Annotated in this window: 10 protein-coding genes; 5 read left to right on the forward strand and 5 right to left on the reverse strand. The window is 71.8% G+C overall.

Going from position 1 to position 11,902, the window contains the following annotated elements:
- Positions 1-5: 5 nt before the first annotated feature.
- Together ACFQU4_RS26155 and ACFQU4_RS26160 are read left to right on the forward strand one after the other, a co-directional pair.
- On the forward strand, positions 6-2,351 hold the full coding sequence (locus ACFQU4_RS26155; RefSeq protein WP_377497662.1) for a glycoside hydrolase family 3 N-terminal domain-containing protein: 2,346 nt from the start codon (positions 6-8) through the stop codon (positions 2,349-2,351).
- On the forward strand, positions 2,351-3,037 hold the full coding sequence (locus ACFQU4_RS26160; protein WP_377497664.1) for a hypothetical protein: 687 nt from the start codon (positions 2,351-2,353) through the stop codon (positions 3,035-3,037). Before ACFQU4_RS26155 ends, ACFQU4_RS26160 begins: the two co-directional genes overlap by 1 nt.
- 12 nt (positions 3,038-3,049) lie before the next feature.
- Here the strand turns inward: ACFQU4_RS26160 and ACFQU4_RS26165 are convergent, their stop codons facing one another.
- Genes ACFQU4_RS26165 through ACFQU4_RS26175 form a run of 3 tightly spaced genes read right to left on the reverse strand, consistent with a single transcriptional unit; the run spans position 3,050 to position 5,475 of the window.
- Positions 3,050-3,943, reverse strand: coding sequence for a phosphodiesterase (locus tag ACFQU4_RS26165; protein ID WP_377497666.1), 894 nt, complete (start codon positions 3,941-3,943; stop codon positions 3,050-3,052).
- A gap of 33 nt (positions 3,944-3,976) precedes the next feature.
- Positions 3,977-4,789: an ABC transporter ATP-binding protein gene (locus ACFQU4_RS26170; RefSeq protein WP_377497668.1), complete on the reverse strand. Its 813-nt coding sequence runs from the start codon at positions 4,787-4,789 to the stop codon at positions 3,977-3,979.
- Positions 4,786-5,475: a FadR/GntR family transcriptional regulator gene (locus ACFQU4_RS26175; RefSeq protein ID WP_377497670.1), complete on the reverse strand. Its 690-nt coding sequence runs from the start codon at positions 5,473-5,475 to the stop codon at positions 4,786-4,788. The genes ACFQU4_RS26170 and ACFQU4_RS26175 overlap by 4 nt, the downstream gene beginning before the upstream one ends.
- A 144-nt stretch (positions 5,476-5,619) precedes the next feature.
- Between ACFQU4_RS26175 and ACFQU4_RS26180 the strand changes: the two genes are divergently transcribed.
- The 3 genes from ACFQU4_RS26180 (at position 5,620) to ACFQU4_RS26190 (ending at position 9,407) form a co-directional block, all read left to right on the forward strand.
- Positions 5,620-6,108 carry an NfeD family protein gene (locus tag ACFQU4_RS26180; protein ID WP_377497672.1) on the forward strand — a complete coding sequence of 163 codons (489 nt, stop codon included), beginning with the start codon at positions 5,620-5,622 and terminating at the stop codon, positions 6,106-6,108.
- A gap of 13 nt (positions 6,109-6,121) precedes the next feature.
- Positions 6,122-7,669, forward strand: a complete 1,548-nt coding sequence (locus ACFQU4_RS26185; RefSeq protein ID WP_377497674.1) for a flotillin family protein — start codon at positions 6,122-6,124, stop codon at positions 7,667-7,669.
- 82 nt (positions 7,670-7,751) lie between these two features.
- A complete protein-coding gene (locus ACFQU4_RS26190; RefSeq protein WP_377497676.1) occupies positions 7,752-9,407 on the forward strand; it encodes a prolyl oligopeptidase family serine peptidase in 1,656 nt (551 codons plus the stop codon).
- On the opposite strand, the gene ACFQU4_RS26195 is transcribed toward ACFQU4_RS26190, so the two are convergent.
- Positions 9,408-10,262, reverse strand: coding sequence for a hypothetical protein (locus ACFQU4_RS26195; protein WP_377497677.1), 855 nt, complete (start codon positions 10,260-10,262; stop codon positions 9,408-9,410). It lies immediately after the preceding gene.
- Positions 10,262-11,839, reverse strand: coding sequence for an alkaline phosphatase D family protein (locus ACFQU4_RS26200; RefSeq protein ID WP_377497678.1), 1,578 nt, complete (start codon positions 11,837-11,839; stop codon positions 10,262-10,264). The genes ACFQU4_RS26195 and ACFQU4_RS26200 overlap by 1 nt, the downstream gene beginning before the upstream one ends.
- Positions 11,840-11,902: the final 63 nt, after the last annotated feature.

Here is an 11,902-nt window from a genome sequence, read left to right on the forward strand (position 1 = left end):
TCACCATGTCAGCTGACCGCCCGGATGCCGCGACCGACCAGAACGGCGCACCGTGGCACGACCGCGAGCTCGGCGTCGCCGAACGGGCCGCCGCCCTGGTGGCGGAGATGAGCCTGGCGGAGAAGACCAGCCAGCTGGTGGGGATCTGGGTCGGTGCCGACGCGGCCGGCGGCGACGTCGCGCCGCACCAGGGTGACCTGACCCAGAACGTGCCGCCGTTCGCCGAGGTGATCAAGAACGGGCTCGGTCAGCTGACCCGTCCGTTCGGCACCCAGCCGGTCGATCCCGGGCTCGGCGCCCGGTCGCTGGCCCGCGCCCAGCGGCAGGTGATGGCAGCCAACCGGTTCGGCATCCCGGCCCAGGTGCACGAGGAATGCCTGGCCGGCTTCGCGGCCTGGGGGGCGACCGCCTATCCGGTCCCGCCGGCCTGGGGCGCCGCGTTCGACCCCGACCTGGTCCGGGAGATGGCGGAGGAGATCGGCGCGACAATGCGGTCGGTCGGCGTCCATCAGGGCCTGGCGCCGGTGCTCGACGTGGTCCGGGACTATCGCTGGGGGCGCGTCGAGGAGGCCATCGGCGAGGATCCGTACCTGGTCGGCACCATCGGCGCGGCCTATGTCGGCGGGCTCGAGAGTGCCGGCATCGTGTCGACGCTCAAGCACTTCGCCGGCTACTCCGGTTCCCGGGCCGGGCGCAACCACGCCCCGGTCGCCGCCGGTCCGCGGGAGTTCGCCGAGGTGTTCCTGTTCCCGTTCGAGCTGGCGCTGCGCCTCGGTGGGGCGCGGTCGGTGATGAACTCCTACGCCGAGGTCGACGGGGTGCCCGCCGCCGGCGACCGGCGGCTGCTGACGGACCTGCTGCGCGGCACCTGGGGATTCGACGGTGTCGTGGTCGCCGACTATTTCGCGGTGACGTTCCTGCGCACCCTGCACCGGGTCGCCGGCTCGGACGGTGCCGCCGCCGGCCGCGCCCTGTGGGCGGGGATCGACGTCGAGCTGCCGACCGTTTCGGCGTACGGCCCGCCGCTGGTCGACGCCGTCCGGTCCGGGGAGGTGGACGAGGCGCTGGTCGACCGCGCCGTGCAGCGGGTGCTCGAACAGAAGATCGCGCTGGGACTGATCGACGCCGACTACGACCCGGCCCCGGACGACGAGGTGGACCTGGATAGCGACCGGGGCCGCGAGCTCGCGCTCCGGCTGGCCCGCGAGTCGGTCGTGCTGCTGGCCAACGACGAGACCCTGCCGCTGGCTCCGGAGCGCCGGATCGCGGTGATCGGCCCGCTCGCCGACGACCCGTACGCGATGCTCGGCTGTTACTCGTTCCCCTCCCACGTCGGCGTGAAGCACCCGGACTCGGGGATGGGCCTCGACATCCCCACCGTGTCCGCCGAGCTCGCCGCGCGGCGCGAGGTGATCGGGCAGGCGGCGGGCTGCGCGGTCAGCGACGCCGGACGTGACGGGTTCGCCGCGGCCGTCGAACTGGCGCAACAGGCCGAGGTAGCGGTCGTCGTCCTCGGTGATCGGGCGGCGATGTTCGGGCGCGGCACCTCGGGCGAGGGATCCGATGCCGTCGACCTGCGGCTGCCCGGCGAGCAGCAGGCGCTGGCCGAGGCCGTGCTGGCGACCGGAACCCCGGTCGTGCTGGTGCTGCTGGCCGGACGTCCGTACGCGCTCGGGGCGCTCGCCGACCGGTGCGCCGCGGTCGTCCAGACCTTCTTTCCCGGGCAGCGCGGCGGGCAGGCGGTGGCCGAGGTGCTCACCGGCGAGGTCAATCCGAGTGGCCACCTGCCGCTGTCCGTACCCCGGCTCCCCGGCGGGCAGCCCGGGACCTATCTCACTCCCCCGTTGGGCCTGAAGTCCGGCGTCTCCGGACTCGATCCGACTCCGCTGTACCCGTTCGGGCACGGGCTCTCGTACGGGTCGCTGCGGTGGCAGCCGGTCACCGATGCCGGCGCGGCCTGGCCGGTCGACGGGACGACCTCGATCGCGGTCACCCTGGAGAATCCGCACGACCGGCGGATCGACGACGTGGTCCAGGTCTACCTGCACGATCCGGTCGCGCAGGTCACCCGGCCCGACCAGCGGCTCGTCGCGTACCAGCGGGTGTCCGTCGAACCCGGCGCGCGGGTGCGGGTCGAGTTCGAGCTGCATGCGGACGTGACCTCGTTCATCGGGATCGACGGCGAGCGGATCGTCGAACCGGGCGACGTCGAGCTGCGCGTCGCGCGGTCCAGCGCCGACCACCATGCCGTGATCCGCCGGACCCTCACCGGTGCCGAGCGCAGCACCGGCCTGGACCGGGAACTGGTGGCGCACGCAACAGTGCACCACCTGGACGCCGACGGGGCCTGATGATCATGACCGAGCGGGCCGACGAGATCGGACGGGGCCTCCTGCCCCGGGCCGCCGCGTTCGTCTACCGCTACCTCGTCCTCGGCGCCTTCCTCGCCCTGCTCGGCGTGCCCACCCTTCTCGTCTGGACGCTGCTGGTTCCGAGCGTCGGCAACGCCGTGCTGTTCGTCGCGGCCATGGTGCCGGTCGCGCCCGCCCTGTCCGCGGCCCTGTACGCCCAGCGCGACTGGTCCACGTCGCCGGATCTCACGCCCGGCCGCGCCCTGTGGCGCGGGCTGCGGACGAACCTGGTCGACACACTGAAGTGGTGGCTGCCGGTCCTGGCCGTGGCCGCCGTCCTCGCGGTCAATCTCCAGTACGCCGACACGGTCGCCGGCGGCCGGATCCTGCAGCCGATCTGCCTGGTCCTGCTGGCCGTCCTCGCCCTCTGGAGCGGTCACCTGCTCGCCGTCACCGCGTACTTCTCGTTCCGGACCAGGGACGCGCTGCGGGTGGCCGCGGCGGAGCTCGCCCAGTGGCGGGCCACCCTCGGGCTGGCCGCGCTGCTGGTGGTCGCCGTCGCGACGGTGCTGCTCACCTCGGAGGCCGTCCTGCTCGCGACCGGCTGGGCGTTCGCCGGGCTGCTCCGGCTGGTGCTGCGCCCGGTCGAGGCCGACGTCGTGAAGCGGTTCGTCCGGCACGACTGACCGCTCAGGACGTCACGGGGTCTTGCGGGAGAAGGCCTCGTCGCGTTCGGCGGGTGTCATCGCGGCGAGCTCGGCCAGGTACTCGGCCGAGTAGGCGGAGACCGGCTCGGCGGAGTCGATCGGCACCACGGAGTGGACGATCCGGTCGGCGAAGACGTCGACCAGGGAGAACGCGTGGTTCCGGTCGATGCCGTCGAACCGTCGCTCGCCCGGCAGCGGATCGATCGTGTAGCAGGACGCGGCGGCGACGGACACCGGGATGCCGGCGAAGGTGCCGAAGGTCGAGTAGTGCAGGTGGCCGGCCAGGATCGCGCGCACGTCGGTGCCGGTGATCACCTCGGCCAGCCGGTCCGCGGCCCGCAGCTCGACCAGCCCCATCAGCTTCACCCGGGTCGGCAGCGGCGGGTGGTGCAACGCCAGGATTGTCCCGTGCGGAGCCGGTTCGGCCAGGGTGTCGGCCAACCGCCCGAGTTGATCATCGGTCAACTCCCCGTGGTGGTAGCCCGGCACGGTCGAGTCCAGCGCGATCACCCGCAGCCCGCCGATCATCAGGGTCCGGTCGAGCGCTTCGTCGGTCGCGGCGTCCCAGAGCCGCGACGAGAACGGGCGGCGTTCGTCGTGGTTGCCCATCACCCAGAGCAGCTCGGCCCCGAGGTCAGCGGCGGCCGGCTCGACGATCTCCGCCACCCGTTCGTACGCGTCCGGCTCGCCCCGGTCCGCGACGTCGCCGGTGATCACGATCAGGTCGGCCCGGCCGAGCTCGGCCCGCAACCGGTCCAGTGCCCGCCGCAGTCCGCGGTCGGTGTCGACCTGGCCGAACAGCGGACCATGATCGGCAAGGAAATGGGTGTCGCTCAGGTGCACCAGGGTGCGGTCGGGTTCCGGGTACTGGCTGAAGGAGGTCACGGTCCGATTGTCCCCAACCCCTGCGCGACGTGATCAGGCGGCGTCGCGGCTCGGCCGACGAGGACGTACGGCGCGCGCCGTCCACCGGCCGTCGGCGCGCTCGACCTTGATCGGATGACCGAACGCGTCGCTGATCGTCGCCGTCGTCACGGCCTCGGCGATCGGGCCGGCGGACACCACCCGGCCGCGACTGATCACCAGCGCGTGCGAGGTCGACTCGGGCAGTTCCTCCAGGTGGTGGGTGACCAGGACCGAGGCCAGATCGCCGCCGGTCCGGGCCAGCTCGTCGATCGTCTCCAGCAACTGCTCGCGGGCCGCGACGTCCAGTCCGGTGGTCGGTTCGTCGAGCAGCAGCAGCCGCGGTCCGGGCATCAGCGCGCGGGCGATCAGCACCCGGCCGCGCTCGCCCTGGGACAGGGTGGTCCAGCGGGCGTCACTCCGGTCGGCGAGCCCGACCAGCATGATCAACTCCTGGGCGCGCTGCCGCTGCTCCGGCGCCGGAGCCCAGCGCAGGGGCAGTTCGACGGTGCCGGTCAGGCCGGTGATCACGACCTCCGTCACGCTGAGCGGCGACCGCAGCGGGTGCCGGGGATCGACGTGACCGATCGACCGGCGTAGTCGCTGCAGTTCCACCCGGCCGAGCCGGTGGCCCAGCACCTCGACGGTTCCGGTGGTCGGGTGGGTCAGGGCCCCGCACAACCCGAGCACGGTGCTCTTGCCGGCACCGTTCGGGCCGAGCAGCGCCCAGTGCTCCCCCGGCCGCACGGTCAGGTCGATCCCGTCCAGGATCTGGGTCGTGCCGCGACGGAAGGTCACGTCGCTCAGCGCCAAGATCGTTTCGGTCACGCGAGGGTCTCCTTCAGGGCGTCCAGGTGTGATCGGCTCAGCCGCGCCGCCGCGACGGCGTCCCGGTCGATCACCGCGGCGACCAGGGCGGCATGTTCCGGATGATCATCGAGCGGGCGCCGCCGCGGGCGCAGCCGCAGCAGTTCGATCATGGCCTGCCGGAGCCGCGGCACGAAGCCGTCGTACAGCTCGATCATGATCACGTTGTGGGCGGCGGCGACCACCGCGCGGTGCAGCGCCAGGTCGGCGTCGACGAGGCCGGCGATGCAGGAGTCGCCGCGGCCGTCGGCCAGCTCGGCCAGCTCGCGGTCGGCCAGGGCCCGCCGGAGTCGCCGTACGTCGGCCGGGGTCCGCCTGGCCGCCGCCAGTGCCGCGGACTCGGACTCGATCGCGATCCGGGCCTCGATCACCTGCCGGATCCCGGCCCGGCGGAGCATCGCGTCCCAGTCCTCGGGTACGTCGACCGCGGTCACGAACACCCCGGCGCCCTGGCGCGGCTGCAGCACCCCGCGGCCGGCCAGGTCGCGGATCGCCTCCCGTACCGTCGAACGCCCGACGCCGAGCTCCGCGGCCAGCGTGGTCTCCCCGGGCAGCTTCCGGCCGAGTTCCCATTCCCCGGCGCGCACCCGGTCCAGCAACTGCGCCGCGGCACGCCGCGCCAGCGGCTCGCGTTCCGGTCGCGCCATGATCGCCACCTCTCGGGGCCAACTTGTCTGAGGAGTTGCGAGGTTAACGGATCGTTCTCTCGGCCGGCCCACGGGGTGACCTGAATACCCCTAGGATTCGGGCATGGTTCCGCCCCACCACCGGCCCGGTTCGCAGGTCGAGCCGTGATCGTCTTCCTGATCATCGGTGGTGTCGGCGTTGCCCTGCTGCTGTTGTTCCTGGTCGTCGGCGACCTGCTCGACGGGTTGTTCGACTTCGCCGGTGACCTGCTGTCGGGAGCAGCTCTTGCGGGACTGCTCGGCGCGTTCGGGTTCGTCGGCGCGTTGATCTTGGGGTTGTCCGACAGCCTCGGTTGGTCGATCGGCGGCGGCCTCGTCGCCGGGTTGCTGATCGGGCTCGGCGCCGGCTGGCTGTCCCACCGGCTTCGGCACGGCGGTGATCACTCGACGGTCCGTACCCCTGCGTTGGTGGGCCGGCAGGCCGTGGTGATCAACCCGATTCCGACCGACGGCTACGGCGAAGTGCGGATCGTCGCGGCCGGCCAGATCACGAAGCTCAACGCCCGTTCGGTGGAACCCATCGAAGCGGGTGCGTCTGTGTACATCACGGCCGTGCTGTCTGCCACCTCGGTGTCAGTGTCGCGGTTGAACTGAGGAGAAGTCGATCATGTTCGTTTTACCGTCCGCGGTGATCTCCATCATCGGCCTGGTGGCCGTCGTGGTGTTGCTCGCCATCCTCGTCGCCTCGCGCTACAAGGTCGCGGGGCCGAACGAGGCCTACATCGTCACCGGCCGCAAGGGCAAGCCGGTCAAGAACGTCGAGACCGGGGAGATCTCCACCGACCTGTCCGGCCAGAAGGTCGTCATGGGTGGCGGCATCTTCGTCGTCCCGTTCGTCCAGAAGCGGCACGTCCTCGACCTGTCCAGCCGCCGGATCATGGTGCAGATCCGCGGCGCCGTGTCCGGCCAGGGCATCAAGCTCAACCTCGACGGTGTCGCCATCGTCAAGGTCGGCGGCAACGAGGACTCCATCCGGGCCGCCGCGCAGCGGTTCCTCAGCCAGCAGGACGAGATCGAGACGTTCACCCAGGAGACTCTCGCCGGCTCGCTGCGTTCGATCGTCGGTTCCCTTTCGGTGGAACAGATCATCCGGGACCGGGCCGCGTTCGCGCAGCGGGTCGCCGACGAGTCGGAGTCCTCGCTGACCGGCCAGGGACTGGTGCTGGACACCTTCCAGATCCAGGACATCACCGACGAGGGCAGCTACCTTTCTGATCTTGGTCGGCCGGAGGCGGCCCGGATCGGTCAGGTCGCGGCGATCGCCGAGGCCGCTGCCCGGCAGGAGGCTGAGCAGGCTCAGCTGCGGGCCGAGGAGCAGATCGCCATCTCCAACCGGCAGCTGGCGCTGAAGCAGGCCGAGATCAAGTCCGAGACCGACGCGGCGCAGGCGCAGGCCGCCGCGGCCGGCCCGCTCGCCCAGGCCGATCGGGATCAGGCGATCCTCACCGAGCAGGAGAAGGTGGCCGTCCGGCAGGCGGCGCTGAAGGAACGCCAGCTCGACACCGAGGTCCGCAAGCCGGCCGACGCCGAGCGGTACCGGGTGGAGATCGAGGCGCAGGGTCGCCGCAACGCGGAGATCCTCGAGGCCGAGGCCCGCAAAGCCGCCGCCATCGCGGACGCCGAAGCGCAGGCCGAGAAGGCCCGCGTCACCGGTGAAGGCGACAAGTCCCGCCGGGCCGCACTGGCCGAGGCCGAGGCGATCGAGGGTGCCAAGCGCGGTGAGGCCGAGAAGGCCCGCCGAATCGCCGAAGCCGACGCGGTACGGGCCGAGGGCGATGCCGAGGCCGCCGCGATCCAGGCCAAGGGCCAGGCCGAGGCGGACGCGATGGACAAGCGGGCCGCCGCCTTCGCCGCGTACAACGACGCCGCCGTGCTGCAGATGCTGATCGAGGTGCTGCCGCAGGTGGCCCACGAGGTCGCCGCCCCGATGGGCACGATCGACAAGCTCACCGTCGTCTCCACCGACGGTGCCGGCGCGATGCCGAAGCAGGTCACCAACGGCGTCGTGCAGACCCTGGAGATGTTGAAGAACACCACCGGTGTCGATCTTCAGTCGCTGGTCCGTCGCTACACCGACCGCGAGCCGGAGGCCGAGTCCCCGGTGTCGGTCGTCGAGCCGGCGCCGGTCGACGGCGCCGCACCGCGCCAGTCGTAACGCACCACCCATGAGCCGGGCCGGCCTCCGCTACGGAGGCCGGCCCGGTCTCTGCGTTCTTGATCATGGTTAGGCTGGTCCGATGCGGATTCGGGCGACGGTGCGGTTCCGGGGTACGGACCGGGTCGTGATCCAGGAGCCGTCCGGCTGGCGGTTGATGAGCTGGCCGGATGCCCGGCTGCTGGCCGACGGCAGCGGGCGGCTGATCGACGGTCCACCCGGGCGGACGGCCGTGATCGAATCCGGGGCCTTGATCATGGACGGCACTCCGGTGGCGGCCGCCCCGGGCCCGGTGTCGGAGGCGGCCTGGGACGGAGACGGGTTCGTCGCGATCGTCGACGGGCGGGAGCTCTGGTCGCTGCCGGTCGCCGGGCCGGCACGGCTGCTGCACCGGGACTCGGACCTGTTCCGTTCCCCGGTCTCCCTGGCCGGCTTCGTCGGCTTCGTCCGGATCTCCTCGTCCGGGCTGCCCGGCGTGATCTTGGAGGTGCCCGACGTGCGGCGGCCGCTGCTGATCGACCGTTCCGGCGGCCGCCCGGTCGATCGGGTGCCCCAGGTCGACGGCTGGGTGGATGACGTCGTCCCCTCCCCGGCCGATCCGGACCGGTTGGCTTTCCAGCACACTCCGCGGCCGGGTCCGTACGCCTTCCGGCTCGGACTTCTTGATCATGGAACGTCCAGCTTTCCCTTGCCCGACAACGATCTCCGCAGTACGGGTACGGGTGCGCCGTCGGCCTGGTCACCGGACGGGTCGGTGGTGGCCACCGCCGCGCTGCAGGGCATCCGCGGGGGCATCGCCGGCTGCAGCCCGGACGGCTCCGCGCCCCGCTGGCTCGCGCCGCCGGAAGGCGTGCACACCAGCCCCGCTCCCGCTCCGGGCGGCGGACTGCTGAGCGTCTGGCAGGACCTCGGCACCCGCCCGTCGGTCGTCCTGACCACGCCGACCGGCCGAACCTCCTGGGCGCCGCTGCACGACGAGCCCGACTGGTGGCCGGACCGGCCGCCGCGGCTGGTCCGCTGGCGGTCCGGTCCGGACGAACTCGAGGGGCTGCTGCTCACCCCGACCGGCCCGGGGCCGCACCCGCTGGTGATCGATCTGCATGGTGGTCCGGACAACATGACGATGCAGGCCTCGCTGAGCTCCTATGCGGTGCGGCCGGACTCCTGGGTGCGGGAGGGCTTCGCCGTGTTCGCGCCCGACTACCGGGCCAGCGGCATCCTCGGCTTCGAGGCCAAGCGGGCCGACGGCCGGTTCGAGCCGGGCACCCGCACGTCGTACGACGACGTGATCGCCGGCCTTGATCAACTGATCGCCGACGGTGTCGCCGCCCCGAACCAGGTGTATCTGTTCGGCTTCAGCATGGGCGGACTGGTCGGCGGCCACGTGATCGCCCGTGATCACCGGATCCGCGCGGCCGCGTTCTGGGATCCGGCCGGCACCGATCCGTACGGGACGGACAACGCGATCCTGCGCCGTCAGCTCGGCGGCTCGGCGACCGAGGTGCCGGAGGTGTGGCGCCGGATCTCCCTGCAGCCGTTGGCCTCCCGGACGACGATCCCCGTGTTGATCATGAGTTCCGGCGACCCCGACCGGGTGGCCGGCCGGACCCACGCGCGGTGGAGCAGCGCGCTCCCCCGGTCCGAGTTCCGGTCCTTCCCGGACGAGGGCCATATTCCGTCCGCGGAGCAGCGGACCAGGATCGGCCGGCAGGCCGTCGACTGGTTCCGCCGGTCCTGATCATCCGCCCAGCTGATACAGCCCGACCGCGTCCCAGGCCGCCCAGCCGCCCTGGGCCAGCGTGAAGGTGAGCCGGTTCGGGCCCACCCGGAAGGCGTCCGGCGGCAGCTCGAACTCGTAGTAGGACGGGATCAGCGGGCTGCCGGGCAGGTTGGCGTCGCCCTGCCGGGAACCCTGGGTGCCGCCGATGATCAACTCCAGCTGGCGTACCGGACGATCGTTGATCAGCAGGTCGAGCCGGCCGGCCAGCCGCGTGGTGTCGACCAGCCAGAGCGCGAGCGCCGGCCGGGCCGGCGCCGCGGCCAGCTCCACGGTCCAGTGCAGCGTGTACGCCTTGCGGCCGGCCCAGGCGTCGCCCGGCCCGGGCAGCAGGTACGGCCAGCGTTCGGCCGCGTCGGGCCCGTGCACGACCTCGATCACGGCGTCCGGATAGGCGGTCGGGATCGACGCGTAGCTGCTCGGCGCGTAGCGCAGTTCCAGGGTCCGGCCGTCGAACTCGCCGACGACGCCGAGCGGCGTTCCGGAATGGCTGATCGAGGTCGTCGAACTGCCCGTCACGACCGCCGACGGCCGGGATCGGCTGCCGGCCGCGTCGACCGTCACGACGAGGTAGGTCCAGGTCTCGCCGGCCGCCGACCGGCCGCGATGCTGCCACCGCGGGTAGACCGACTTCGCGAGCAGCAGCTCGTCGGGCAGGCCGCGCAGCTTCCGCTCCGCCGCCCGGCCCTCGTCCTGGATGCCGTACACCCGATAGTGGTCGACGACCGTGCTCCAGGGCAGCGGCTGCCAGTCGACCATGATCGTCCGCAGCGCGCCGGTGATCTTGAGGCCGGTGACGGGATCGGGGCCGGCCATCAGGATGCTCCTTCGATCTGATCCAGCCGGGAGGTGCCGTCCGGCACAGCGAACGTGGCGACCACCCGGCGGTCCGCCGTGTCGTCCTCCTCGATCCAGTCCACGCAGACGTAGCTCGCCGTCAGCCGTTCCGCCGTGATCTTGGTCAGCAGATAGCCGCGGCGGGCGTGATAGAAGCGCACGTACGGATAGCGCAGCCAGTCGTCGGCGTAGCTGTCGGTCTCGGATCCGTCGCCGTCGGAGGCGATCGAGCTGCAGATCAACTCGACCGCGATCTTCGGGCCGTCCGGCTCGGCGGGATCGGCCGGCACCTCGGCGGCGACGGCCCGATGGATGTCACCGGTCAGCACGACCGGGTTCGACACCCCGTCCAGCGACGTGATCAACCGCTTCCGCGCGGCCGGGTACGCGTCCCAGGAATCGAGCTCGGACTCCGGCCGGACCGGGATCAGGGTGACCGCGTTGCCGATCACGTTCCAGCGAGCCGTGGAACCCTGCAATCTCTCGTGCAGCCAGCGTTCCTGGGTCTCGCCGAGCATGGACCGCTTCGGGTCGTCGCGGTCGTTGGCGGTCGGCGGCCGGTCCCGGTACTGGCGGCCGTCGATCACCATCAGCCGGGCCAGCGAGCCGACGTCGTAGCTGTCGTACAGCATCGTGCTCGGACCCTCCGGCAACAGGTCGACCGATACCGGCAGGTTCTCGTAGAAGGCGCGATAGGCGACGGCGATCCGGTGCACGAACAACTCGGTCGGGATCCCGTCGTTGCTGAACCGGGCCGCGTAGCCATTCTCGACTTCATGATCATCCCAGGTGAACACCCAGGCCGCCCAGGCGTGCGCGGCCTGCAGCTGCGGGTCCGTCTTGAACCTCGCGTAGCGCAGCCGGTACTGCTCCAGGGTCTCGGTCTCGACCTGCTCCGGCTCGGTGACCGCGACGCCCTGGCGCCACAGGTTGTAGCCGTCGACGATCCCGTACTCGTAGATGTAATCGCCGAGGAAGATCACCAGGTCGAGCTCGCTCTCGGCGGCGAGATGCCGGTGCGCGGTGAAATGCCCGTGATACCAGGCCTGACAGGACGCCGACGCGAAGGTGAACTTCTCCACCTCCTGACCCGCCGAGGGAAGGGTACGGAAGCGGCCGACGGGACTGGTCCGGTCGGCGACCCGGAAGCGATACCAGTACGTGGTCGCCGGCTTCAGCCCGGTCACCTGCGGATGGACGGAGTGGGCCAGGACCGGTTGGGCGAGCGCCGAGCCGCGCTGGACGACGGTGCGGAACTCCTGGTCGGCGGCCACCTCCCAGCGGACCGTCACGTCCTCCGGCGGCATCCCGCCGTGCCCGTCGGCCGCCAGCGGTTCCGGCGCCAGCCGGGTCCACAGCACCATGCCGTCGTCACTGGGACTGCCGGACGCGATGCCCAGCGTGAACGGGTCCTCGGGCAGCGGTTCCGCCTCCGCATCCGGGGCGTTCACCCCGAGGGCCAGCGTCGCCGCGGTGACGCCGCCGGCCTGCAGCAGCAGGCGGCGACTCAGCCGAGGGTCCCGCGGGTGGGCATGATCAACAGGGTCCGGTGGCACGCGCAGCTCCCTCTCTCCGATGTCCGGGTCCCCGAGGAGCGTGGCGCCGGAACGATCACCAAC

It is taken from the genome of Microlunatus sp. GCM10028923, from assembly GCF_042666975.1.
Lineage (GTDB): Bacteria > Actinomycetota > Actinomycetes > Propionibacteriales > Propionibacteriaceae > Microlunatus.